At 73.5% G+C, this 23,430-nt stretch carries 20 protein-coding genes and 1 pseudogene; 5 read left to right on the top strand and 16 right to left on the bottom strand.

Going from position 1 to position 23,430, the window contains the following annotated elements:
• The first annotated feature begins 125 nt into the window (after window positions 1-125).
• Window positions 126-647: a sigma-70 family RNA polymerase sigma factor gene (locus tag ACIBIW_RS23630; RefSeq protein WP_399338977.1), complete on the top strand. Its 522-nt coding sequence runs from the start codon at window positions 126-128 to the stop codon at window positions 645-647.
• A 137-nt stretch (window positions 648-784) separates the two neighbouring features.
• Window positions 785-1,300 carry a hypothetical protein gene (locus ACIBIW_RS23625; RefSeq protein WP_399338976.1) on the top strand — a complete coding sequence of 172 codons (516 nt, stop codon included), beginning with the start codon at window positions 785-787 and terminating at the stop codon, window positions 1,298-1,300.
• Between the two features lie 131 nt (window positions 1,301-1,431).
• Here the strand turns inward: ACIBIW_RS23625 and ACIBIW_RS23620 are convergent, their stop codons facing one another.
• Genes ACIBIW_RS23620 through ACIBIW_RS23605 form a run of 4 tightly spaced genes read right to left on the bottom strand, consistent with a single transcriptional unit; the run spans window position 1,432 to window position 5,405 of the window.
• Window positions 1,432-2,640, bottom strand: a complete 1,209-nt coding sequence (locus ACIBIW_RS23620) for a sensor histidine kinase (protein ID WP_399338975.1) — start codon at window positions 2,638-2,640, stop codon at window positions 1,432-1,434.
• Window positions 2,637-4,208 carry a cation acetate symporter gene (locus tag ACIBIW_RS23615; RefSeq protein WP_399338974.1) on the bottom strand — a complete coding sequence of 524 codons (1,572 nt, stop codon included), beginning with the start codon at window positions 4,206-4,208 and terminating at the stop codon, window positions 2,637-2,639. Before ACIBIW_RS23615 ends, ACIBIW_RS23620 begins: the two co-directional genes overlap by 4 nt.
• Complete coding sequence (locus ACIBIW_RS23610; protein ID WP_399338973.1) at window positions 4,205-4,588, bottom strand: hypothetical protein; 384 nt, start codon at window positions 4,586-4,588, stop codon at window positions 4,205-4,207. The genes ACIBIW_RS23615 and ACIBIW_RS23610 overlap by 4 nt, the downstream gene beginning before the upstream one ends.
• Before the next feature lie 58 nt (window positions 4,589-4,646).
• On the bottom strand, window positions 4,647-5,405 hold the full coding sequence (locus ACIBIW_RS23605; RefSeq protein ID WP_399338972.1) for a LytR/AlgR family response regulator transcription factor: 759 nt from the start codon (window positions 5,403-5,405) through the stop codon (window positions 4,647-4,649).
• A 124-nt stretch (window positions 5,406-5,529) separates the two neighbouring features.
• Here ACIBIW_RS23605 and ACIBIW_RS23600 point away from each other — a divergent pair, with 124 nt between their 5' ends.
• Complete coding sequence (locus ACIBIW_RS23600) at window positions 5,530-6,177, top strand: hypothetical protein (RefSeq protein WP_399338971.1); 648 nt, start codon at window positions 5,530-5,532, stop codon at window positions 6,175-6,177.
• A gap of 23 nt (window positions 6,178-6,200) precedes the next feature.
• On the opposite strand, the gene ACIBIW_RS23595 is transcribed toward ACIBIW_RS23600, so the two are convergent.
• On the bottom strand, window positions 6,201-7,061 hold the full coding sequence (locus ACIBIW_RS23595; protein ID WP_399338970.1) for an Fpg/Nei family DNA glycosylase: 861 nt from the start codon (window positions 7,059-7,061) through the stop codon (window positions 6,201-6,203).
• A 134-nt stretch (window positions 7,062-7,195) separates the two neighbouring features.
• Window positions 7,196-8,845, bottom strand: a pseudogene (locus ACIBIW_RS23590) (SpoIIE family protein phosphatase); the annotation flags it as partial.
• Between the two features lie 134 nt (window positions 8,846-8,979).
• Here ACIBIW_RS23590 and ACIBIW_RS23585 point away from each other — a divergent pair.
• Window positions 8,980-10,419, top strand: coding sequence for a lipase maturation factor family protein (locus tag ACIBIW_RS23585; RefSeq protein ID WP_399338969.1), 1,440 nt, complete (start codon window positions 8,980-8,982; stop codon window positions 10,417-10,419).
• Here ACIBIW_RS23585 and ACIBIW_RS23580 read toward each other — a convergent pair.
• From ACIBIW_RS23580 to ACIBIW_RS23550, 7 genes are read right to left on the bottom strand one after another with little or no spacing between them, the layout of a single operon-like run.
• Window positions 10,365-11,261 (bottom strand): amidohydrolase family protein, encoded by an 897-nt coding sequence (locus ACIBIW_RS23580; RefSeq protein ID WP_399338968.1) that lies wholly within the window; start codon window positions 11,259-11,261, stop codon window positions 10,365-10,367. The genes ACIBIW_RS23585 and ACIBIW_RS23580 overlap by 55 nt on opposite strands.
• Window positions 11,258-12,259 (bottom strand): aldo/keto reductase, encoded by a 1,002-nt coding sequence (locus ACIBIW_RS23575; RefSeq protein ID WP_399338967.1) that lies wholly within the window; start codon window positions 12,257-12,259, stop codon window positions 11,258-11,260. Before ACIBIW_RS23575 ends, ACIBIW_RS23580 begins: the two co-directional genes overlap by 4 nt.
• Before the next feature lie 5 nt (window positions 12,260-12,264).
• Complete coding sequence (locus tag ACIBIW_RS23570; protein WP_399338966.1) at window positions 12,265-13,029, bottom strand: SDR family NAD(P)-dependent oxidoreductase; 765 nt, start codon at window positions 13,027-13,029, stop codon at window positions 12,265-12,267.
• Window positions 13,026-14,375 carry an L-fuconate dehydratase gene (locus ACIBIW_RS23565; protein WP_399338965.1) on the bottom strand — a complete coding sequence of 450 codons (1,350 nt, stop codon included), beginning with the start codon at window positions 14,373-14,375 and terminating at the stop codon, window positions 13,026-13,028. The genes ACIBIW_RS23570 and ACIBIW_RS23565 overlap by 4 nt, the downstream gene beginning before the upstream one ends.
• 19 nt (window positions 14,376-14,394) lie before the next feature.
• A complete protein-coding gene (locus ACIBIW_RS23560; protein WP_399338964.1) occupies window positions 14,395-15,429 on the bottom strand; it encodes an ABC transporter permease in 1,035 nt (344 codons plus the stop codon).
• A complete protein-coding gene (locus tag ACIBIW_RS23555; RefSeq protein WP_399338963.1) occupies window positions 15,422-16,978 on the bottom strand; it encodes a sugar ABC transporter ATP-binding protein in 1,557 nt (518 codons plus the stop codon). The genes ACIBIW_RS23560 and ACIBIW_RS23555 overlap by 8 nt, the downstream gene beginning before the upstream one ends.
• On the bottom strand, window positions 16,975-18,054 hold the full coding sequence (locus tag ACIBIW_RS23550) for a sugar ABC transporter substrate-binding protein (RefSeq protein ID WP_399338962.1): 1,080 nt from the start codon (window positions 18,052-18,054) through the stop codon (window positions 16,975-16,977). The genes ACIBIW_RS23555 and ACIBIW_RS23550 overlap by 4 nt, the downstream gene beginning before the upstream one ends.
• A gap of 311 nt (window positions 18,055-18,365) precedes the next feature.
• On the opposite strand from ACIBIW_RS23550, the gene ACIBIW_RS23545 reads away from it, so the two are divergent.
• The gene (locus tag ACIBIW_RS23545; RefSeq protein WP_399339206.1) at window positions 18,366-19,082 is read left to right on the top strand and encodes a FadR/GntR family transcriptional regulator; all 717 of its coding nucleotides are present in this window, start codon (window positions 18,366-18,368) and stop codon (window positions 19,080-19,082) included.
• Window positions 19,083-19,268: 186 nt separating this feature from the next.
• Here the strand turns inward: ACIBIW_RS23545 and ACIBIW_RS23540 are convergent, their stop codons facing one another.
• The 3 genes from ACIBIW_RS23540 to ACIBIW_RS23530 all read right to left on the bottom strand — a co-directional run bounded on the left by ACIBIW_RS23540 (window position 19,269) and on the right by ACIBIW_RS23530 (window position 23,266).
• Window positions 19,269-22,289 carry an alpha-mannosidase gene (locus ACIBIW_RS23540; protein ID WP_399338961.1) on the bottom strand — a complete coding sequence of 1,007 codons (3,021 nt, stop codon included), beginning with the start codon at window positions 22,287-22,289 and terminating at the stop codon, window positions 19,269-19,271.
• A gap of 207 nt (window positions 22,290-22,496) precedes the next feature.
• Entirely contained in the window at window positions 22,497-22,985 is a 489-nt protein-coding gene (locus ACIBIW_RS23535; RefSeq protein ID WP_399338960.1) for a GNAT family N-acetyltransferase, read from the bottom strand.
• A 107-nt stretch (window positions 22,986-23,092) separates the two neighbouring features.
• Window positions 23,093-23,266 (bottom strand): hypothetical protein, encoded by a 174-nt coding sequence (locus ACIBIW_RS23530; protein ID WP_399339216.1) that lies wholly within the window; start codon window positions 23,264-23,266, stop codon window positions 23,093-23,095.
• Window positions 23,267-23,430 lie beyond the last annotated feature (164 nt).

Below are 23,430 nucleotides of genomic sequence, written 5' to 3'. Positions count from 1 at the left end.
CGCGGGCGGCGCGGGCGGCGCCCGTCCCTCCGTTCGCCGCACCGCTCGCCGATCGCATCGACCGCCCGGCGCTGTGGCGCGCCCGGCACCTGTCGACGCCCGGCGCCCTGCGCTGCCATACGCCCATGACGGTCACGACGGAGGAACGCGTGCTCGCCGAACTCCAACGCGAACACGCCGGAGCCCTGTTCGCCCTGCTGCTGCGGCTGAGCGACGGGGACAGGCAGCGCGCCGAGGATCTGATGCAGGAGACGTTCGTGCGCGCCTGGCAGCACCCGGAAGCGCTGTGCGCCGACTACGACTCCGTGCGCCCCTGGCTCTTCACGGTCGGCAGGCGGCTGGCCATCGACGCCCGCAGGGCGCGCTCCGCCCGCCCTGCCGAGGTCGGCGCCGAGGTCCTGGACAGCGCCGAGGTGTGCGCGGACCACGCGGAGCGCTCCGCCGCCGCGCTCGACATCCGGGAGGCTGTGAAGACTCTCACTCCGCAGCACCGTGCAGTCCTGATGCTGGTGTACTTCCGCGGTGCCAGCGTGGCGGAAGCAGCCGAAACGCTGGGGATTCCGCCCGGTACTGTGAAGTCCCGCGCGTACTACGCGCTGCGCGCACTGCGCCGGGAGCTTCCGGGATACGCCGGTGACCTGCACTGAAACCGCACCTTGTGTCAAATCCCGGTAAACCGCCTTGCCAGTGGGCCGGTTGCGTACTCGGCTGTGTGTGTCGGGCCACTGGTCCCCGGCGGCCCGCACCCGAGGGGCGCGCACGGGACGGAGGAAGGCGGGAAGGGATGGAACACCAGAGCACCGGAAGCGCGGAGGGCACCGGGGGCGGCGAGATGACGGTGCCCATGGACTGGTTCTGCGCCGCGTACATGGCGGACGAGGTGCTGCTCACCGGCGACCTCATGCCGCCCACCTCGTTCGAGTTCCGCGCCGGGCGCGACGCGCTCGCGCTGACGGTCTACCTCTCGGGCTCAGGACCGGGGCTCTCCGACATCCAGACGGTGTCCCGTCTGGAGACCTGGCTGTCGCTGACCGCGTACGACCAGCCGTGGCGCGACTGGGTGCGGCAGCGGATGGCGGTGCTGACCGCCGACGCGCTCGCGGCGGGCGGCCCGGGACCCGACCTGGAGCTGGCGGCCGAGGCATGGCGCTGGCTGGAGGAGACGGAGCTGCTCGCGCCCGACCTCGACGCGGTGCCCGGGGGCCCGCCGGGCGCGGGCGAGGAGGAGGCGCCCCAGGTGTGGACCCCGGCGTGGCAGCTCGGCCTGCCGCTCGGCCACCTCGCCATCCACCTCTTCTGACACCCACGCCACCACACCGCGCCCCGCCACCGCCGCGCCCGGCCGCCACCACGCCCGCCACCACCAGGCCCCGCCCCCGCCACCACGCGGCGCGCCCCGCCGCCCGCACCGCGCCGCTGCCCGCGCCCCGTTCACGCCTCCTCGCCCGCGACCTGCGGATGCACCCCCGCCCGGTACTTGGGGATGCGCACCGTGATCCGCATACCGGCGCCGACACCCGTGTCGATCACGAGTCCGTACGCGTCGCCGAACGCCTGCCGCAGCCGCTCGTCCACGTTGGACAGGCCCACCCCTGACGCCGGCCCGTCCGCGCCGCGCAGAATCCGCCGCAGCCGCCCGGGCTCCATCCCGACCCCGTCGTCCTCGATCACCACCTCGGCCTCCGCGCCCGCGTCCCTGGCGCCGATGGTGATACGGCTGCGCGCCACCGCGCCCTCAAGGCCGTGCTTCACGGCGTTCTCGACGAGCGGCTGGAGGCACAGGAACGGCAGCGACACGGGAAGCACCTCGGGCGCTATCTGGAGGGTGACCGCGAGCCGGTCCCCGAAGCGCGCCCGCGCCAGGGCCAAGTACTGGTCGATGGAATGGAGTTCGTCGGCGAGGGTGGTGAACTCGCCGTGGCTGCGGAACGAGTAGCGGGTGAAGTCGGCGAACTGGAGCAGGAGTTCCCGGGCGCGCTCGGGGTCGGTGCGCACGAACGAGGCGATGGCGGCGAGGGAGTTGAAGATGAAGTGCGGGGAGATCTGCGCCCGCAGCGCCCTGATCTCGGCCTCGATCACCCGGGTGCGGGAGCGGTCGAGTTCGGCCAGCTCCAACTGCACCGACATCCAGCGGGCCACCTCGTCGGTGGCGCGGGCCAGCACCGCGAAGTCCCGTGAGGCGTAGGCGACGAGGGCGCCGAGCACCCGGCCGTCGACGACCACGGGCGAGGCGATCGCCCAGCGCAGCGGGCAGTCGGGGTCCCCGCAGCCGCAGTCGAAGGCGGCGCTGCGGCCGGTGTCGAGCAGCGCCCCCAGCCTGTCCACCACCCAGGCCGCGTGCCGCTCCCCCGTGCCGTCCCAGGCGAGCACGGAGGAGCGGTTGGTGACGCACAGGGCGCCGGTGCCCAGCAGGGTGCGCAGGCCGCGCACGGCCTTGCCCGCGGTGTCCGCGGTGAGCCCGGCGCGCAGCGGGGGCGCGGCGAGCGAGGCGGTGTGCAGGGTCTCGAAGGTGGCGCGCTCCACCGGGGAGCCGACGTCGCTGCGGCCGTCGGGGTGCGCGGTGCGGCGGCCGACGAGGAAGCCCCCGGCGAGGAGCAGCGGGCAGAGCGCGACCAGTACGGCCGCGGCGGTGCCGGTCACGCGGGCCACCCGGGCCCGGCGGTGTCCCCGCGCCCGCGCCCCCGCGGCCCGGGCGCCGGGACGGCGGGGCGGGCCAGCGACTCCGGCAGGTGCAGCCGGGTCATGATGGCGCTGGTGTGCGGGGGGATGCTGCCGGGGGTGGCGAGCGAGACCAGCACCATGGCGAGGAAGCCGACCGGCACCGACCAGACGGCGGGCCAGGCCAGCAGGGTGTGCGGCCAGCCCGCACCGCCGACGCCCGCCACGGTGAGGGTGACGGCGACGAGCGCCGAGCCACCGCCGAGCAGCAGGCCCGCGGCCGCGCCAGGCGGGGTGAGGCCGCGCCACCAGATGCCGAGGACGAGCAGCGGGCAGAACGAGGACGCGGACACCGCGAACGCCATCCCGACCGCGTCCGCCGCCGGGACCCCGTTCATCACGAGGGCGCCGCCGAGCGGCACCAGCATGGCGAGCGGGGTGGCGAGCCTGAAGTGCCGCACCCCGCGGGCGGGCAGCACGTCCTGGCCGAGGACTCCGGCGACGGCCATGGTGAGCCCCGAGGTGGTGGAGAGGAACGCGGCGAAGGCGCCGCCCGCGACCAGCGCGCCCAGCAGGTCGCCGCCGACCCCGGCGACGGCGCGGTCGGGAATCAGCAGCACGGCGGTGTCGGCGTCCCCGGCCCCGGTCAGCTCGGGCGCGTACAGCCTGCCGAGCCAGCCGTACAGCGGCGGCAGCAGGTAGAAGAGGCCGATCAGGGTGAGCACGACGACCGTGGTGCGGCGGGCGGCGCGGCCGTGGGGGCTGGTGTAGAAGCGCACGACGACATGGGGCAGGCCCATGGTGCCGAGGAAGGTGGCCGCGATCAGTCCGTAGGTGGCGTAGAGCGGGTGGTCGGCGCGGCCGGTGGCGAAGGGCTGGCCCGCGCCCGCCCCGGCCGGGGACGGCTCCTGCGCGGGGAACGCGGGGGGCGCGCCGCCGTCCCGGTGCCAGGCGAGCAGCAGGAAGAACGCGGGCACCAGCAGCGCGGTGAGCTTCAGCCAGTACTGGAACGCCTGCACGAAGGTGATGCTGCGCATGCCGCCCGCGGCCACCGAGACCACCACCACGGCGGCGACGAGGAGTCCGCCGAGCCAGCGTGGGGAGCCGGTGAGGGTGCGCAGGGTGAGCCCGGCGCCCTGGAGCTGCGGTACGAGGTAGAGCCATCCGGCGCCGACCACGAACACGCTCACCAGCCTGCGCACCCGGGGCGACTCCAGGCGCCCCTCGGCGAAGTCGGGCAGGGTGTAGGCGCCCGAGCGGCGCAGCGGGGCGGCGACGAACACCAGCAGCACCAGGTACCCGGCGGTGTAGCCGACCGGGTACCAGAGCATGTCGGGCCCGTAGGCGAGCAGCAGCCCCGCGACGCCGAGGAAGGAGGCGGCGGAGAGGTACTCGCCGCTGATGGCGGCGGCGTTGAGGGAGGGGCCCACGGTGCGTGAGGCCACGTAGAAGTCGGAGGTGGTGCGGGAGAGGCGCAGTCCGAAGCCGCCGACGAGGACGGTGGCGAGCACCACGGTGGCCACCGCGGCCACGGCGTAGCCCTCGTTCACGGCGCCCCGGGGCCCGGCGGGTGGTCGCCGCCGTGGACGAGGCGGGCGAAGTCCCGCTCGTTGCGCTCGGCGCGGCGCACGTACCAGTAGGCGATCAGGACGAGCAGCGGGTAGCAGCAGAAGCCGAGGACGGCCCAGACGACGGTGGCGTTGCCGAGCGCCGCGAAGAACAGCGGCAGGGTCACGACGGGCAGCGCGAGTGCGGCGAACGCGGCGAGTCCTGCCCGCAGTTGACTGCGCATCAGGGAGCGGACGTAGGCGGCGCCGAGGGTGGTCTGCTCGGCTATCTCCCACTGGGTGCGGCGCGCGGGGGTGCGGCGCGCGGGGCGCGGCTCGCCGGTGACGCGCTCACGGCGTGGGGGTTCGGCGCTGGCGGTCACGGCGTGGAGTGTAGACAGCACCGAGGATCGGGGGAAGAGGGAGGGAAAGGGATGGGGCTCAGCCGTCGCCGCCGCGCAGCAGCAGCTCGCGCACCCGGCTGGCGTGCCGGCGGCTGACGGCGAGTTCGGCCCCGGCGATCCGGACGCTCATGCCGCCGCCGTCGAGGCGGAGTTCGTCGATGCGGTGCAGCGCGACGAGGTGGCTGCGGTGGATGCGCACGAAGCCGTACGGCGCCCAGCGCTCCTCCAGGGTGCTCAGCGGCACCCGTACCAGGTGGCTGCCCTGGGCGGTGTGCAGCCTGGCGTAGTCGCCCTGCGCCTCGGCGTAGGCGATGTCGGCGACGGCGAGCAGCCGGGTGACGCCGCCGCGCTCCACGGAGATGCGGTCGGCGCCCGCGGTGGGCGGCGGTTCGGCGTGCCGGGCGGCGGCGGTCTGGGCGGCGGCGCGGCGCACGGCCTCGGCGAGGCGTTCGCGGCGTACCGGTTTGAGGAGGTAGTCGACGGCCTTCAGCTCGAACGCCTCGACGGCGAAGTCCTCGTGGGCGGTGACGAAGACGACGAGCGGGGGCCGCGCGAAACCGGCGAGCAGCCGGGCAACGTCGAGGCCGGTGAGCCCGGCCATCCTGATGTCGAGGAAGAGGACGTCGTAGGCGTCGGCGGCGTCGGCGGCGCCCTCCAGGGCCCGGCCGAGGCGGCGCAGCGCGTCGGTGGCGTCGGTGGCGCCCTCGGCGTGCGCGATCCGGGGGTCGGCGCGCAGCAGGTAGAGGAGTTCGGCGAGCGCGGGTTCCTCGTCGTCGACGGCCAGTACGCGCAGCATGCCGGTGGAGTGTAGGGGTTCGCGGGGGCGGGGCCAATCGGGGTGTGTCCTGAGCGTTTCGTCCGCGGTGTCCGTACGGGTGGACGGGCGGGGGGCGGACCCCCGCCGGCAGGGCTGGAGGCGTATGAGATCCATCGGGAGGCACCGGGACGCCGCCGCGTACGCGCTCGGTGTGCTGGGCGCGGCGGACGCCTTCCGCTTCGAGGACCATCTCGCACAGTGCCCGCTGTGTGCGACGCGGGTGGCGGCCTTCGGGCCGACGGTACGGGCGCTCGGGCGGTACGGGAGCGCGGGGGCGCCCGTACCGTCCGGGGCGCCGCGCGCGGAGCCGCTGCGGCGGCTGCTCGGGGAGATGGCGCGGGCGGCGGGCGCGGCGCGGCGCAGGCGGCGCGCGGTGCTGGGCGCGGTGCTCGCGGGCGCGGCGGGGGCCGCGGTGTGCGGGAGCCTCGCGGCGGCGCACGAGCCGGGGCCGGAGCGGCTGGTCGGGCACGACGGGCGCGGCGGGATCTCGGCGACGGTGACGGCGTGGGACCGCTCGTGGGGGACGCAGGTGGGGCTCACGGTGACGGGGGCGCGGGGGCCGTGGGAGTGCGAGCTGGTGGCGGTCGGCAGGGACGGGCACCGGGAGACGGTGACCAGGTGGACGGTGCCGGCGCCGGGCGGCGACGAGATGGCGACGCGCGGTTCTGCGGCGCTGCACACGGGCGAGATCGCCCGCTTCGAGATCAGGACCGCGGACGGGCGGCGGCTGCTGACGCTGCTGCCGCGGTGAGGCGGGTGCTGCCTGCTTGCCCGCTACTTGAGCAGGCGTGACATGCGGCGGTCCGCGAGGGGTTTGCCGCCGGTCTGGCAGGTGGGGCAGTACTGGAGCGAGGAGTCGCTGAACGACACCTCGCGGATGGTGTCCCCGCACACCGGGCAGGGCTCCCCGGTGCGGCCGTGCACCCGCAGGCCGCTCTTCTTCTCGGCCTTCAGCCGCCCGGCGGCGAGCCCCCGTGACCGCTCGACGGCGCCTTCGAGGGTGGTACGCAGGGCGGTGTGCAGGGTGCGCAGCTCCGCGGGGCCGAGGGTGCCGGCGATCTTGTACGGGGACATTTTCGCGGCGTGCAGGATCTCGTCGCTGTAGGCGTTGCCGACCCCGGCGATCAGGCTCTGGTCCCGCAGCGCGCCCTTGAGGCGGCGCCGCTCTCCGGCGAGGAGCGCGGTGAGGGCGGCCTCGTCGAAGTCGTCGGCGAGCGGGTCGGGCCCGAGGCGGGCGACGCCGGGGACCTGGGCGGGGTCGGTGACGGTGTACACCGCGAGCCGCTTCTGCGTCCCGGCCTCGGTGAGGTCGAACCCCTCGCCGGTCTCCAGGGCCACCCGCAGCGCGAGGGGTCCCTTGCCGGGGCGCGGGGGCCCGTCGGGCAGCCGGTCGCGCCATTGCAGCCAGCCGGCCCTGGCCAGGTGGGTGACGAGGTGGACGCCGTCCGTGTCCAGGTCGAGGAACTTGCCGTGGCGGTGCACGGCGGTGAGGGTGCGTCCTTCGAGGGCGGTGACGGGCGGCTCGTAGGTCTTGAGCACGCTGATGGCTACGGGCAGCACCCGCACGATGTCGTGCCCGACGGCCTGCTCCTGGAGAAACCCGCGCAGCGCCTCGACCTCGGGTAGTTCTGGCATACCCCCACTCTGCGGAATCCGCCTGCGGCGGACAAGTGTGGCGGCGGGACGGGGGGCGGTGTGTACGAGGCAGGGTCCGGGAGGGGCTGCGCGGCGGGCTCGGGGGGGTGCGCGGCGGGCCGTCAGGCGCTCCCGCGGCGGAGCAGCAGCAGCGCCATGTCGTCGCCGCCCCGCAGCTCGTCGACGGACCCGCAGAGCAGGTCGGCCAGCTCGGAGAGGTCGTGGGGGCCGGTGGAGACCCGGTCCATGAGGACCCGCATGCCGTCGTCGAGGTCGGCGCCAGGCCGCTCCACGAGCCCGTCCGTGCACAGCACGAGTGCCTGCCCCGGTTCCAGTTCCAGGGTGCTGACGGGGTAGCCGAGCCGGTTGAAGTCGGCGGAGAGCCCCAGCGGCAGCCCGCCCTCGGTGGCGACCCGGCGGCAGCCGCCGTCGGCGAGGCGCAGCAGCGGGTCGAGATGGCCCGCGCGTACTACTCGCACGACGCCGGTGGACAGATCGGCCTCCGCGTACAGACAGGTGGCGAAGCGCTCCGTGTCGAGTTCGCTGAGGAACACCGAGGCCCTGGCCATCACGTCGGCGGGGGTGTGCCCCTCGGCGGCGTACGCGCGCAGCACGATGCGCAGTTGGCCCATGACGGCGGCGGCGTGGGTGTCGTGCCCCTGGACGTCGCCGATGACGGCGCCGACCCGGCCGCCGGGCAGCGGCACCACGTCGTACCAGTCGCCGCCGATGTCACGGCCGAGCGCGGCGGAGCGGTAGCGGACCGCGACGTCGGCGCCCGTGACGCCGGGGATGGTGCGCGGCAGCATGGCCTCCTGGAGGCCGCGTGCGACGTCCTTCTCCTGCTCGTAGAACATGGCCCGCTTGAGGCTCTGGGCGATGCTGCTGCTGAGCGCGACCAGGACGTCGCGCTCCTGCGGTGCGAACCGCCTCGCGCCCTGGTAGAGGAGCCCGAGCACGCCGATGGGCCTGGCCTGGGCGATCAGCGGCAGATAGGCGGCGGCGCCGACGCCGAGGTGGCTGATGTGGGGCCACAGGCCCGGGTAACCGGTGGCGAACTCGTCGGGGGACTCGATGAAGCGCGGCCTGAGGGTGCGCGCCACCTCGCCCATGGGGTACGGCTCGTCGACCCGGGTGACGCGGGTGCCGGGCACGAAGCTGCCCGGCGGGCCCTCGGCGACGAGCCGGATGCGGCCCGCCTCGACGAGGCCCATGACCAGGCCGTCGGCGCCGAAGCGGAGCAGGGCGCGGGAGTCGTCCAGGATGTCGATGACGTCCTGCACGGTGTGGGCGTGGGAGAGCGCCGCAGCGGTGCCCTCGACGACGCCGACGGGCGGCTTGTGGCCCTGGTCGCGCCCCTGGCCTGCGACGGTCTCGACGAGTTCCTGCGTGGCGTCCCTGAGGATGCCGAGGATGCGCACGGGATGGCCGCCGGTGTCCCGGTGGATATAGCCCTGGGTGTGGGTCCAGCGGAGGGTGCCGTCGCGGCGGCGGACCCGGAAGTAGGTGCCGTAGTACGCGGAGCCGGTCTTGACCGCCTGGGCGACCAGCGCGTCGACCCGGGCGGCCTCGGCCGACGGCACCCGGGTGCCGAGGGTGGCGGGGCGGCCGTCGTACTCGTCGGCCCTGATGTCGAAGATCTCGCGGGCCTGGGCGTCCAGGTGCATGAGGCCGCGCACCAGGTCCCAGTCGAAGCTGCCCAGGTGATTGAGCGCGAGGATGGGATCGGGCGGCGCGGGCCAGTCGTCCGGCAGTGACAGGGCACTCGTTCCCCGATGCTCCATGGGGCCACCTTGTCACGGTTCCAGGGGTTCCATCCCCCCATGGTTCGCCAAGCGGCTCAGGATTTCATCCCGTGCGCGGTGCGCGTCGCGGCCGCGGGGGCGTGGGGTTGCGCGGGGGCGGTGACACTGGGGGGATGGAGTGGTTCACGGCGCCCGGGTACGGCCTGGCCAGGCTGGTGTTCCAGAAGGGGCTGGCCGCCCTCTACCTGGTGGCCTTCCTGTGCGCCGCGCGCCAGTTCCGGGCGCTCGTGGGGGCGCGGGGGATGCTCCCGGTGCCCGCGTTCACCGCCCGGGTGCCGTTCCGCAGGGCGCCGAGCCTGTTCCACGCGTACTACTCGGACGGCTTCTTCGCGGGGGTGGCGTGGACGGGGTGCGCGGTGGCGGCGGCGCTGCTCGCGGGCGCGGACGGGCTGCTGCCGCTGTGGGGGGCGATGCTGCTGTGGGCGCTGCCCTGGGCGCTGTACCTGTCGGTCGTGAACACGGGCGGCGTCTGGTACGGGTTCGGCTGGGAGACCCTGCTGCTGGAGACGGGGTTCCTGGCGATCTGGCTGGGCAACGACCGGGTGGGGCCGCCGGTGCTCGTGCTGTTCCTGCTGCGCTGGCTGCTGTTCCGCCTGGAGTTCGGGGCGGGTCTGATCAAGATCCGCGGGGACGAGTGCTGGCGTCGGCTGACCTGCCTTGAGCACCACCACGAGACCCAGCCGATGCCGGGCCCGCTGAGCTGGTTCTTCCACCGGCTGCCGAGGCCGCTGCACCGGGTGGAGGCGGCGGCGAACCATGTCACCCAGTTGGCGGTGCCGTTCCTGCTGTTCACTCCACAGCCGGTGGCGAGTCTGGCGGCGGCCGTGATGATCGTGACCCAGCTCTGGCTGGTGCTCTCCGGGAACTTCTCGTGGCTGAACCATCTGACGGTGGTCATCGCCCTGTCCGCGCTCGACTTCACCCCGTACACGCGCGCGCACCGTGCGTCGGGGGCGGCGCCGCTCTGGTACGAGGTGCTGGTGATCGCGGTGACGGCGGTGCTCGTGGTGCTGAGCCTGGGGCCCGTGCGCAACCTGCTGTCCAGGCGGCAGCTCATGAACAGTTCGTTCGAGCCGCTGCGTCTTGTGAACACCTACGGCGCCTTCGGGACGGTGAGCAGGATGCGTTTCGAGGTGGTGGTGGAGGGCACGGCGGACGAGCGGCCCCGGGCGGACGGCGACTGGCGGGCGTACGAGTTCCGCGGCAAGCCGGGCGATCCGCGCAGGTGGCCGCGGCAGTTCGCGCCGTACCACCTGCGGCTCGACTGGATGATGTGGTTCGCGGCCCTCTCCCCCGCGTACGCCCGCTCCTGGTTCACCCCGTTCGTCGAACGGCTCCTCGAAGGCGACCGTGACACGCTGCGGCTGCTGCGGTCCTCGCCTTTCCCGCCCGGGTCGCCGCCACGGCATGTGCGGGCGCGACTGTTCCGCTACCGGTTCACCACGCCCGCCGAGCTGCGGGCGACGGGGGCCTGCTGGGAGCGGACGTTCGTACGGGACTACCTGGCGCCGACCCGGCTCGAAGGGGCGCCGTCCGGGGCCCCGACGCCGTAGACGCGGGCGGCGGTACCGGCGAAGACGGCCTCGCGCTCGGCGGGCGCGAGCCGGTCGGTGAGGGCCAGGGCGACGTCCAGTACCCGGGTGTACGGGGCGGCGAGGGTGCACACCGGCCAGTCGGAGCCGAACATCACGCGTGCGGGCCCGAAGGCGTCGAGCACGGTCTCGGCGTAGGGCCGCAGCGCCTCGACGGTCCAGGCCGCCGGGTCGGCCTCGGTGACCATCCCGGACAGCTTGCACACGGTGTTGGGCAGCGCGGCCAGCTCCCGTACCCACCCGGCCCAGGGTTCGAGGCTCCCGGAGGCGATGGGGGGTTTGCCGAGGTGGTCGAGGACGAAGGTGAGCCCGGGCTGCGCGGCGGCGGCGCGGACACAGGCGGGGAGCTGGTGCGGCAGCACCACCAGGTCGTAGACGAGTCCGGCGGCCGCGACGGCGGCGAGGCCGCGCGCCACGTCGGGCCGCTGGAGCCAGCCCGGGTCGTTCTCCTCCTGCACCTGGTGTCTGATGCCCGCGAGGTGCCGCCCGCCGCGGCAGGCCCCGAGGGCGGCCAGCGCCTCGGCGACGTCGGGCCTGGTGAGGTCGGTCCAGCCGACCACCTTGGCGACGGGTCCTGGGCCGTCGGCGAGCGCCAGGAACTCGGGGGTCTCGGCGGCGACGGTGACGGTCTGCACCAGCACGGTCGCGGCGATCCCGGCGCCCGCGGTGTCGGCCGCCAGGTCGGCGAGCGTGAAGGAGCGGCGCAGCGGCGCCGTCGCGGGGCCGCTGATCCAGGGCTGGTCGCGGACCGCGAGGTCCCATACGTGGTGGTGGGCGTCGATGATCCAGGGCTCGGCGCTCACGCGCTGCCTCCTTCCGGTACGGGGACATCGGGCGCGAGCAGGCCCGTGGCCCGCAGCTCCTGCCAGAGGGCGTCGGGTACGGGCTCGGCGGCCAGGGCGGCGCAGTCCCGTACCTCCGCCGCCGAGCGGGCGCCGACGAGCACGGCGGCGACGGCGGGGTGGGCGAGGGGCAGGGCGAGCGCGGCGGCGCGCAGGGTGGTGCCGTGGCGCTCGGCGGCGGCCTTGACGGCGAGGGCGCGCTCCAGGAGGCCGGGGGGCGCGGTGGTGTAGTCGTAGGTGGCGCCGGGGCGCGGGTCGGCGAGCAGCCCGGAGTTGAACACGCCGCCGGCCACGACGGCGGCGCCGCGCCGCTCGGCCTCGGGGAGCAGGCCGGTGAGGGCGCTCTGGTCGAGGAGGGTGTAGCGGCCCGCGCAGAGCACCATGTCGACGTCGGTGTCCCGGACGAAGCGGGTGAGCATCGCGGTCTGGTTCATGCCGGCGCCTATCGCGCGGACCACGCCCTCGGCGCGCAGCCGTTCCGCGGCCGGGTACGCCTCGGTGAACGCCTGCTCGCCGTGGTCGTCGGGGTCGTGGAGCAGGAGGACGTCGACGCGGTCGAGCCCGAGGCGTTCCAGGCTCTCGTGGAGGCTGCGGCGGATGCCGTCGGCGGTGAAGTCCCAGACCCGGTGGTGGGTGGCGGGGACGGCGAAGCCGTGGGCGCTGTCGTCGCGGTCGCCGGGGCGCGCGGGGCCCGCCATGAGGCGTCTGCCGGCCTTGGTGGAGAGGGTGTAGGCGTCGCGTGGGCGGTCGGCGAGCGCGGCGCCCACGCGGCGCTCCGCGTGGCCGATGGCGTAGTGGGGCGCGGTGTCGTAGTAGCGGATGCCCGCGTCCCAGGCCGCGTCGACGGCGGCGCGCGCCTCGTCCCCGGTGACCGGGGTGTAGAGGCCGCCGATGCCCGCCGTGCCGAAGCCCAGGGCGCTGACCTCGACTCCGCTGCGGCCGAGGGTGCGGGTGCGCACGGGGGTCACCGCCCGGTGGGGCGTACGCGCAGGCCGTCCATCCCGCCGTCCACCGCCAGCGCCGTACCCGTCGTCGACGCCGCCGCCGGAGACGCCAGATACACCACCGCCGCCGCCACCTCCTCCGCCGACACCAACCGCCCCATCGGCTGCCGGGCCTCCAGCGCGGCCCGCTCCGCCACTGGGTCGTCGGCCGAGTCCAACAGCCGCCCGATCCACGGCGTATCAGCCGTCCCCGGATTCACACAGTTCACCCGCACCCCATCCCCCACATGATCCGCCGCCATCGCCCGCGTCAACGCCAGCACCGCACCCTTGCTCGCCGAATACAACACCCGCCGCGGCAACCCCGCCACCGCCGCAACCGAACACACATTCACCACCGACGCACACGACGACACCCGCAAAAACGGCAACACCGCCCGCACCACCCGCACCATCCCCACCACATTCACATCCAGCACCCGATGCCACTCCGCATCACCGTTGTCCACCACCGTCCCCTGCGCACCAATCCCCGCATTGTTCACCACCACATCCACACCCCCCAGACGCTCCACCACCTCCCCCACCGCACCCCGCACAGAACCGTCATCCGACACATCACACCGCAACGCCAGTTGGCCCTCGGGGACGTCCTTCGGGTCGAGGTCGAGCACGGCGACGGCGGCGCCGCGGGCGGCGAGGAGGGCCGCGGTGGCCCGTCCGATCCCGGAGGCGCCCCCGGTCACCAGCGCCCTGAGACCTTCGAAGTCCTGCGGGTGGCTCACGCGACGGCTTCCTTTCGTGCGGCGATGTCGGCGGCCCAGAAGGTGCCGCCCGGGTAGGTGTAGTCGGTGAGGGAGCGCGGGTGCATGGTGGCGGAGAAGCCGGGCGCGGTGGGCGCCGCGTAGTGGCCGTCCCTGATCACCACGGGGTCCACGAAGTGCTCGTGGAGGTGGTCGACGTATTCGATGACGCGGTCGTCGGTGGAGCCGGCCAGGGCCGCGTAGTCGAACATCGAGAGGTGCTGGACGAGTTCGCACAGGCCGACGCCGCCGGCGTGCGGGCAGACCGGGACGCCGAACTTGGCGGCGAGCAGCAGGATCGCCAGGTTCTCGTTGACGCCGCCGACCCGGGCCGCGTCGATCTGGAGGATGTCGATGGCCCCGGCCTGGAGGAGCTGTTTGAACACGATGCGGTTCTGCACGTGTTCGCCGGTGGCGACCTTCACCGGGGCCACGGCGCGGCGGATCGCGGCGTGGCCGAGGATGTCGTCGGGGCTGGTGGGCTCCTCCACCCAGTAGGGCCGGAACTCGGCGAGCGCCCGGGTCCAGGCGATGGCCTCGTCCACGTTCCAGCGCTGGTTGGCGTCGACGGCCATACGGACGTCGGGCCCGATGACGGAGCGTGCGACGCGGCAGCGCCTGGTGTCGTCCTCCAGGTCGGCGCCGACCTTCAGCTTGATCTGGGTGAAGCCGTCGGCGACGGCCTGCGCGGCGAGCCTGGTCAGCTTCTCGTCGTCGTAGCCGAGCCAGCCAGGGGAGGTGGTGTACGCGGGGAAGCCGCGCTCCAGCAGGGTGGCGACGCGTTCCGGCGCGCCCTGTCGGCCGCGGCGCAGCAGGGCGAGGGCGTCGTCGGGGGTGAGCGCGTCGGTGATGTAGCGGAAGTCGACCTGTCCGACGAGCCATTCGGGCTCGGCGTCCGCGAGCAGCCGCCACAGCGGTTTGCCCGCGGCCTTGGCGGCGAGGTCCCAGGCGGCGTTGACGACGGCGCCGACGGCCATGTGCATCACCCCCTTCTCCGGGCCGAGCCAGCGCAGTTGGCTGTCTCCGGTGAGGGCGCGGCCGAGGGAGCCCGGGTCGGCGCCGAGCGCGGCGACGTCGCGGCCGACGACGTGGTCGCGCAGCGCGTCGATGGCGGCGACCTGGACGTCGTTGCCGCGCCCGATGGTGAAGGTGAACCCGTGCCCTTCGAGCCCGTCCGCCGCGTCGGTGCGCAGCACCACATAGGCGGCCGAGTAGTCGGGGTCGGGGTTCATGGCGTCGGAGCCGTCGAGGTCGCGTGAGGTGGGGAAGCGGATGTCGTACGTGTCGAGCGCGGTGATACGGGCGGCTGGGGTGGCGGTGGAGGTCACGGGGGGCCTTTCGTTCGGGTCAGTCCTGTGCGCGGCCGGTCGTGACGCGGGCGATCATCAGGGCGAGCAGAATGATTCCGCCGTAGATGGCGTCGATCCAGAAGGACTGCACCTGCGCCAGGGTGAGCATGTTCTTGACCACGCCGAGCAGCAGCACCCCGGTCACGGCCCCGAACATGGTGCCCCGGCCGCCGTCCAGGCTGATGCCGCCGATCACGGCGGCGGCGAACACGGTGAAGATCATGTTCTCGCCCTGGTTGGCGCCGATGGCGCCGACGTAGCCGGTGTACATGATGCCGCCCGCGGCGGCGAGCACCCCGGCGATGACGTACACGCCGAGGCGTATCCGGTCCACCCTGATGCCGGCGGCGCGCGCGGCGTCGACGTTGCCGCCGATGGCGTAGAGCGCCCGGCCCCAGCGGTGGTAGCGCAGCACGAGACCGGCGACGACGAAGGCGACGGCCGCGATCCACACCGACATGGGCACGTGCAGGAAGGTGGTGGTGGCGACGGTGAAGAAGGCGTCGGGCATGTCGAAGAGGGTCTTGCCCTTCGTGGCGCCGACCAGCAGGCCGCGCAGCACGATCAGCATGGCGAGGGTGACGATGAACGCGTTCAGCTTCAGCTTCACCACGAGCAGCCCGTTGAAGGTGCCGAGGACCGCCCCGGCCGCCAGGATCGCCAGCAGGCAGAGCCAGGCGGGCCACTCGGTGCCGAAGCCGGACTTGGCGGCGGGCAGCACGAGCAGGGCGCCGAGGGCGGGCGCGATGCCGACGACGGACTCCAGGGACAGGTCGAACTTGCCGGAGATCAGCACCAGGGACTCGGCGAGCACCACCATGGCGAGGGCGGCGGACGAGGTGAGGATGCCGATCAGGTTCGACTCGGTCAGGAAGTCGTCGTTCAGGACGGCGCCGAGGACGACGAGCACGATCAGCGCGGGGACGAGGGAGAGTTCCCGTGCCTTGCGGAGCAGTACCGACCTGGGCGCGGCCCTTCCCTCCTGCTTCCCCGCGGTGGGGCCGGGCGCCGACTGCGCCTTCGTGTCAGCCATCGTGTTCAACTCCTTGTGGGTGCTGCGGCCGAGCGGAGACGCCCTCGATGGAGGCGATCAGTTCGTGGTCGCGCCAGCCCGCGGGGTGCTCGGCGGTGACACGGCCGTGGAAGAGGACGAGGACGCGGTCGCAGCGGCGCAGGTCGTCGATCTCGTCGGAGACGATGACCACCGCGGTGCCGTCCTCGCGGGCGGTGTCGACGCGTTGCAGCAGTGACTCCTTGGATCTGACGTCCACCCCGGCGGTGGGGTTGATCAGCACCAGGACGCGCGGGTCCGAGGCCAGTGCGCGTGCCATGACGACCTTCTGCGCGTTGCCGCCCGAGAGGTCGGAGACGGGCTGGTCGGGGCCCTCGGCGTGGATGTCGAGGCGTTCGATGAGGTCGGCGGCGACGCCGCGTCTGCGCTCGGTGGCGACGAAGCCGCGGTTGCCGATGCGGTCGAGGACGCTGAGGGTGGCGTTGTCGCCGATGGTCAGCTCGGTGACGAGGCCCTGGACATGGCGGTCGCGTGGCACCCAGCCGACACCGGCCCGCAGCGTCCTGGTGACGTCGCCGAAGGGCAGCGGGCGGCCCTCGATGGTGGCGCTGCCGCTGTCCGGGCGGTGCAGCCCCGCCAGGGTCTCGGCCAGCTCGATCTTGCCGCTCGCGCTCGATCCGGCGAGCCCGACGACCTCGCCCCTGCGGACGGCGAGGTCGATGTCCCGGTACGCGGCTGCGCCGAGGCCGCGCACGTCGAGCAGGACCGGGGCGTCGTCGGGTACGCCCGCCCTGGCCGCGGACTCCTCGCGGGTGACGGTCTCCCCCGCCATGGCCTCGACCAGCGCGTGCCGGTCGAGTTCGGCGACGGGGGCGGTGGTCACCCAGCGGGCGTCGCGCAGCACGGTGACGGTCTGGCAGACCTCGTACACCTCCTGGAGGTGGTGCGAGATGAACAGGAAGGTGACGCCGGAGTCCTGGAGACGCCGCATCCGCTCGAAGAGGCCCTCGATCTCGCGGTTGTCGAGCTGGGCGGTGGGCTCGTCGAGGATGATGAAGCGGGTGCCCTGGCTGAGGGCGCGGGCGATCTCCAGCATCTGCCGGTTCTCGACGGTGAGGTCGCCGGTGCGCAGGTCGGGGTCGACGCGGATGTCCCAGGTGCCGAGGAGTTCCGCGGCCTCGGAGCGCAGCCTGCGCCAACTGAAGAAGCCCTGTCTGGCGCCGGGCTGGCGGCCGAGGAAGAGGTTCTCCGCGACGGTCAGCTCGGGCACGACGGTGGGGTACTGGTAGACGCAGGCGACCCGGCTGCGCCAGGCGGCGCGGTCGGCGAGCGGGGGTGCGCCCTCGCCGCCGAACTGCACGCTGCCCGCGTCCGGGGCCTGGAGTCCGGTGAGCACGGTGACCAGGGTCGACTTGCCCGCGCCGTTGCGGCCGACGAGGGCGTGGGACTCCCCTGCGCGCACGGTGATCCGGCCGTCGGCGAGGGCGACGGTGGGCCCGTAGCGCTTGACGATGCCGGTGGCCTCGACGAGGGGCGTGCTGTCCTCGGGTGTGGGGGTGGCGTCGCTCATTTGACCGTGTTGCCCCAGAGCTTGGGGTCGTCGACGTTGTCCTTGGTCACCAGGGGCGCGGGGAGCTGGTCCTCCAGGGTGCCGTTCGCGAGCTTCACGACGGTGGAGCCGTGGTCGGTGGGGCCCGGTTTGAAGGTCTTCCCCTGCATCGCGGCCTTGATGTAGGACATCCCGTACTTGGCGTAGGCGTCGGCGGGCTGGGAGACGGTGGCGTCGATCTGACCGTTACGGATGGCGGCGAACTCCTGCGGGATGCCGTCGTTGGAGATGATCGTGATGTGGCCCTTCTGGCCCGCGGGCTTCAGCAGGCCCTTGGACTTGAGGGTCTGGAGGGTGGGCGCCAGGTAGACGCCGCCCGCCTGCATATAGATGCCCTTGATGTCGGGGTTGGCGTTGAGCAGGGTGTCCAGCTTGGAGGCCGCGGTGTCGGCGACCCAGTCCGCGGGGATCTCCAGCACCTTCAGTCCTGGATACTTCTTCTTGGCGCAGGAGCGGAACGCCTCGGAGCGGTCCCGGCCGTTCACGGACGCGAGGTCGCCCATGATCTGGACGACCTTGCCCGACTTCACATGCTCGCCGAGGTAGTCGCACGCCTTCTGGCCGTACGCGACGTTGTCGGCGCGCACCACCATGGCGACCTTGCCCTTCTCGGGCGCCACGTCCACGGCGACCACCGGGACGCCCTTGCGCTCGGCCTGGTCGAGCCCGGCGGAGATGGCGGCGCTGTCGATGGGGGCGACCACCAGGCCCTTGACGTTCTGGTTGAGGGCGTTGTTGATGTCGGTGATCTGCTGGGAGGGGTCGTTGTCCGAGTTGACGGTCTTGAGGGTCCGGACGTCCTCGGTCTTGGCCATCTTCGGCACGTAGTCGTTGTACGACTGCCAGAAGGGCGATGTCAGCAGCGGCAGGATCACCCCGACCTTGCCGTCGCTCGCGTCGCCGCCGCCCTTGCCCGGCGCGGCGTCGTCCTTGGTGCTGCCGCAGGCCGCGAGCGCGAGGGCCGCGCACGCGGCCACCGCCGTCGCACGGACCGCCCGCGATGTGAAGTGCCTGTTCCGCGCTGTGCTGCCGACCATGTGACGGCTCCTCATCGAACGGGTGTGGCGATTCCTGACGGGTCCTGGTCCGGTACGGGGCCCGTCGGCCCGCCGGGGCGGGTGCGGCGGTCCCCGGTGTCCCGGGCGTGGGGGCGGGAGGTCCCTTCCCCGACCGGGACGAATATTTATCAGACCACTTGGGGCACGCAACACCCTTCGACGCCAAGTTTTCGGGTCATCCCGCAGCAGTGGTCGGACCACGGCCGTAGTGGTCGGACCACTTCGGTGGTTAGACTGCGGCGCACTCGGGCGTCGTGTCTCGGGCTCGGGCGACGGGAGGAGCCGCCGTGGTGGAGGAGAGCGCCCCGCAGAAGGGCACGGTGACGCAGCGCGCCATCGACCAGATCAAGGCGATGATCGCGGAGGGGCGTCTCCAGCCGGGCGAGCGGCTGCCCACGGAGCGCGACCTGGCGGCCGGGATCGGGATCTCGCGCAGCTCCATGCGGGAGGCCATCAGGGCGCTGACGGTGCTCGGGGTGCTGGAGGCGCGGCACGGCTCCGGCATCTACGTGACACGTCTTGAGGCGGGGGATCTGCTGGAGACCTTCGGGGTGGTCGCCGACCTGTCCCGGGGGCCGCGCCTTGTGGAGCTGCTCGAAGTGCGCCGCATCCTGGAGTCCAACGTCACGGCGCTGGCGGCGGCCCGTATCACCCCGGAGGAACTGGCGGAGGTGGCGGCGCAGTTGGCCGCGATGAAGGCGACGGAGGACCCGGAGGAGATCCTCCACCACGACCTGGCGTTCCACCGGGTGATCGCGAACGCCGCGGGCAACGAGACGATGGCGGCGATCCTGGAGGGCCTGTCCTCACGCACGTTCAGGGCCCGGGTGTGGCGCGGCTACCAGCAGGAGGGCGCCTTCGAACGCACCCGCAGAGAACACGACCGCATCTACGGCGCCCTCTCCGCCCGCGACCCCGAGGCAGCACGCGCCGCGGCATCGGCCCACGTCGGCGAGGTGGAACAGTGGCTGAGGGGCCGTTTGGAGGCGGACTTGGGCGGCGAGTGAGGCGGGGGCGCCCGTGTGTACTGACCCCCGACGGCACCGTCGTGCACCTGTGGATCAGGACCGTACAGCGGGAGCCCGACGACGATCTGCGCACGTATGTCATGCGGGCCACCCAGTGGGTTCCGCAGGGCTGAGGCGGCCGTGTGCGGCAAGGGTCCGGGGGTCTGAGCCCCCGGACCCGTCGTGTCAGGCCCGCTTCAGCCGCAGCGTCACGAGCTGGAACGGGCGCAGCGGCACGGTCACCGCGTCGCCGTCGCGGTGTGGACGCGCGGTGTCCGCGCCCTCGTCGAGCGGGCGTTCCAGCAGGTCGGTGGCGACCGCTGCGGCCAGCGGGAACCCAGCCTCCAGGGTGGCGCGGGCGCGAGCGCCGTGGGCCTCGTGGAAGCGCACGACGACATCGCCGCTGCCGTCGTCGGCCAGCTTCACGGCCGTCACGACCACCGCCTCGTCGTCCACCGTGACCAGCGGCGCCACCTCGCCCGAGCCGGGCAGCTCGCGTACCGGCAGGTTGATCCGGTAGCCCTCGCGCACCGCGTCCCCGATCCCGGCGCCCGGCAGCAGCGCGTGCTGGAAGCGGTGCACACCCTGGTCGGTCTCGGGGTCGGGGAAGCGGGGGGCGCGCAGCAGCGACGCCCGTACGGTGACGGTGGTGCCGCCGTCGGCGCGGACGTCCCGGGTCACGTCGTGCCCGTAGGTGGAGTCGTTGACGAGGCCGACGCCGTAGCCGGGCTCGGCGAGGTGCAGGAAGCGGTGGTTGCACGCCTCGAACTTGGCCGCGTCCCAGCTCGTGTTGGTGTGGGTGGGGCGGTAGAAGTGGCCGAACTGGGTCTCGGACGCGTACCGCTCGGCGTGCAGGTCGAGTGGGAACGCCAGCTTCAGGAACTTCTCCGTCTCGTGCCAGTCGACCTCGGTGTCGATGTCGAGGCGGCGCTCGCCGGGCGGCAGCGTGAGGAGCTGGGTGACACGGGAGCCGCCGAAGGCGCGCACGACGCGCACCGAGGCGCCGTCGAGCGGGGTGACCTCCTCGGCGCCCGTGAGGTCGGTGACGGCGTTGCGGTAGAACGCGTCGACGTCCCAGGCGTCCCACTGGTTGGGGAAGTCGGGGTGGAGCTGGAGCAGGTTGGCCGCGGTGCCGGGGGCGACGGTCTCGCGGTCGGCGGCGATGTCGTACGCGGACACCACCAGGCCCCTGGCGTCGACGGTCACCCGCAACAGGCCGTTGTCGAGGACGAGTTCGCCTTCGCTGCCGGGCGTGAGGGTGGCGGGGCCCGGCTCGGTGCGGGCGCCCGCGCCGCCCGCGGGGACCCCGTCGCGGGTGTGCGGGGCGGCGTTGAAGACGACGGTGTCCGTGCCCTGCCCGGCCAGCGAGCGCTGGGCCGCGGTGATGATCCCGGTCAGCTCCTCGGCCACGGCCGCATAGGTCCTACGGGCCTCGCGGTGCACCCAGGCGATGGAGGAGCCGGGCAGGATGTCGTGGAACTGGTGCAGCAGCACCGTCTTCCAGAGCCGGTCCAACTGCTCGTAGGGGTAGGGGTGTTCGCTGCGCACCGCGGCGGTCGCGGCCCACAGCTCGGCCTCCCGCAGCAGGTGCTCGCTGCGCCTGTTGCCCTGTTTGGTCTTCGCCTGGCTGGTCAGGGTGGCGCGGTGCAGCTCCAGGTACAGCTCGCCCACCCACACGGGGGCGTCGGGGTACTCGGCCTCGGCCTTCTCGAAGAACGCGGCCGGGGTCTCCCAGGTGACGGCGGCCGAGCCCTCCAGGTCGCGCATCCTGGCGGCCCTCGCCACCATCTCGCGGGTGGTGCCGCCGCCTCCGTCGCCGAAGCCGGTGGGGGCGAGGGAGTGGCGTGCGACGCCCTTCTCCTTGAAGTTCCGTGCGGCGTGGGCGATCTCGCGGCCCCGCATGTCGCAGTTGTAGGTGTCGACGGGCGGGAAGTGGGTGAAGATGCGGGTGCCGTCGATGCCCTCCCAACGGAACGTGTGGTGGGGGAACTTGTTCGTGCGGGACCAGGAGATCTTCTGGGTGAGCAGCCACTTGGCCCCGGCGGCCTTGATGATCTGCGGGAGCCCGGCGGCGAATCCGAAGGTGTCGGGCAGCCAGGTCTCGTCGTTGTCGATACCGAACTCTTCGATGAAGAACCGCTTGCCGTGCACGAACTGACGGGCCATCGCCTCGGAGCCCGGCATGTTGGTGTCCGACTCCACCCACATGCCGCCCGCGGGCACGAACCTGCCGTCCGCGACCGCCTTCTTCACCCGGGCCCACACCTCGGGGCGGTGGTCGCGGACCCAGGCCCACTGCTGCGCCTGGGACATGGCGAAGACGAAGTCCGGCTCCTCCTCGATGAGGGCGGTCATGTTGGCCGCGGTGCGGGCGACCTTGCGCACGGTCTCGCGCAGCGGCCAGAGCCAGGCGGAGTCGATGTGGGCGTGCCCGACGGCGCTGACGCGGTGCGCGGAGGGCACGGCGGGCGCGGCGAGCACGTCGGTGAGGCAGGCGCGGGCGGCGGCGGCCGTGCCGCCCACGTCCTGGAGGTCGACGGCGTCCAGGGCGCGTTCGAGGGCCCGGGTGACCTCCCAGCGGCGGGCGCCCTCGACGGGCAGCTCGTGGATCAGCTCCCCGAGCACTTCCAGGTCGGCGACAAGTTGCCACACGGTCTCGTCGAAGACGGCGAGTTCGAGCCTGCCGAGGGTGTACTGCGGCTCGCTGCCCGCGGTCTCCTTGTCCCCGAGGGCGGTCGGCTCGAAGGGGCGGCTGCCCTGGATGACCGGGTTGGAGGCGGCCTCGATGTGCAGCCTGACCTCCTCGCCCCCGGCGACGGGGGCGCCGACGCGGACCCAGCGGTTCTGCGGGTGCAGGCCCTTCACGGGGGTGCCGTCGGGCCGGTACACCAGGCCCTCGCACTGGAAGCCGGGGGTGACCGTGTGGAAGCCGAGATCGAGCACGGCCTCCACGGTCTTCCCCGCCCACTCGGCGGGGACGGTGCCGGTCACCAGGAACCAACTGGTGCCCCAGGGCGGCCCCCACCGCTCGCCCGGCGCGATGGGGCCGCCGCGGGCGGCCAGGCCCTCCTCGACCGGCACCGGCTCTCCCGGGGCGTGCCACACGGTCACGTCGAGCGGCACCGTCCTCGGGTAGACGGCCGGTCTGATGCGCTCGTCGAGGACGCGCGCCAGCCTGGCTTCGACCTGGGTGCGGTCGTCATGCATGGTCAAGGCTCCGTTTGCGAGTCGGGGGCACGGCCACCCAGTGTCACCCGGAGGCGGGCGGGCCGGAAAGAGCGTGGTGCGAGGTGGGCGTGCGTGAGGTGGGCGCGTGAGCGGTGACCGGGCCCGTGGTGGCGCGCGCGGGGCCCCGCACCGGCGCCCGTACCGGCGCGGCCCTCACGGCGGTACGCGGCCCGGTGCGGGGCGCGGTCACGCAGTACCCAGCTCCCGGTGCATGACGTGGAGGCCGACGCGGCCGTGGCGGGGGTGGTCGAAGACGGCGGGGACGGTGCCGACGATCGCGAAGCCGAGGGAGGTCCACAGCCGTACGGCCGGGTTGGTCTCGACGACGGCGTTGAACACCATGGCGTGGTAGCCGACGGAGCGGGCCTCCGCGAGGACGTGCTCGGCGAGGGCGCGCCCGGTGCCGCGGCCCGCGTGGTCGGGGTCGACCATGAAGGCGGCGCCCGCGACCCCCGCGGCGGGGCCGCCGTAGTTGGGCACGAGGTAGGCGGAGCCGATGACGCGCTCGCCCTCCTGTGCCGCGAAGGTGCGTTTCGACGGGCCCATCCACAGCGCGTGGGCCTCGGGCTCGGGGGTGGCGGGGTCCCAGGTGTAGGTCTCCCCCGCCGCGACGATGCGCCGCCAGAACGGCCAGATCTGCGGCCAGTCCTCTTCCCTGGCGTCTCTGATCAGCATGGCCGCGAGTCTGTCACGCCCGCGCCCGGCGCCGGGGGGCCGCCCCTCCCGTGGCCGGTGGGCCCTGCGGTCGGCGGGGCCCCTCCCCCTGTGCCGGGCCGCGCGCCTCAGTCGACGCTGGGCAGGATGTGGGGCTCGGCGAGGTCGTCCTCGTAGCCGGCCAGCCTGATGGGCGCGGAACGGGCCCAGACGTCGAGGCTGCCCAGCTTCTCCTGGTCGAGGGGGCCGGCCGCGATGCGCCGTTCCCCGGTCCTGTGGTCTTCTGTCTGCTCCGTTGTCACCGCGCGCTCCTTGGAAATTGTCGGTGCCCTGGGGCCCCGTTCCGGGTTTCGCTCCCGCGCCTGGGGCCCGCTGGACTCTGAGGGGACATCGGGGACGCGGTGGCGTCGGACGACTGGCCGGAGAGCGGGCCGTGGTGGCCGGACCGCTTCCGGGAGGGCGGCCC

It is taken from the genome of Streptomyces sp. NPDC050560 (assembly GCF_044457285.1).
Classification (GTDB): Bacteria; Actinomycetota; Actinomycetes; order Streptomycetales; family Streptomycetaceae; genus Streptomyces.
The sequence above is the reverse complement of the archived record's forward strand: the minus strand, read 5'-3'. Positions and strand labels throughout refer to the sequence as shown.

What these genes read in the sequence shown, in the direction of transcription:
- ACIBIW_RS23540 (WP_399338961.1), bottom strand. Translation starts at nt 22,289, where the DNA reads ATGCATGACGACCGCACCCAGGTCGAAGCCAGGCTGGCGCGCGTCCTC.
- ACIBIW_RS23560 (WP_399338964.1), bottom strand. Translation starts at nt 15,429, where the DNA reads ATGGCTGACACGAAGGCGCAGTCGGCGCCCGGCCCCACCGCGGGGAAG.
- ACIBIW_RS23550 (WP_399338962.1), bottom strand. Translation starts at nt 18,054, where the DNA reads ATGGTCGGCAGCACAGCGCGGAACAGGCACTTCACATCGCGGGCGGTC.
- ACIBIW_RS23535 (WP_399338960.1), bottom strand. Translation starts at nt 22,985, where the DNA reads ATGCTGATCAGAGACGCCAGGGAAGAGGACTGGCCGCAGATCTGGCCG.
- ACIBIW_RS23595 (WP_399338970.1), bottom strand. Translation starts at nt 7,061, where the DNA reads ATGCCAGAACTACCCGAGGTCGAGGCGCTGCGCGGGTTTCTCCAGGAG.
- ACIBIW_RS23555 (WP_399338963.1), bottom strand. Translation starts at nt 16,978, where the DNA reads ATGAGCGACGCCACCCCCACACCCGAGGACAGCACGCCCCTCGTCGAG.
- ACIBIW_RS23585 (WP_399338969.1), top strand. Translation starts at nt 8,980, where the DNA reads ATGGAGTGGTTCACGGCGCCCGGGTACGGCCTGGCCAGGCTGGTGTTC.
- ACIBIW_RS23625 (WP_399338976.1), top strand. Translation starts at nt 785, where the DNA reads ATGGAACACCAGAGCACCGGAAGCGCGGAGGGCACCGGGGGCGGCGAG.
- ACIBIW_RS23605 (WP_399338972.1), bottom strand. Translation starts at nt 5,405, where the DNA reads ATGCTGCGCGTACTGGCCGTCGACGACGAGGAACCCGCGCTCGCCGAA.
- ACIBIW_RS23630 (WP_399338977.1), top strand. Translation starts at nt 126, where the DNA reads ATGACGGTCACGACGGAGGAACGCGTGCTCGCCGAACTCCAACGCGAA.
- ACIBIW_RS23600 (WP_399338971.1), top strand. Translation starts at nt 5,530, where the DNA reads ATGAGATCCATCGGGAGGCACCGGGACGCCGCCGCGTACGCGCTCGGT.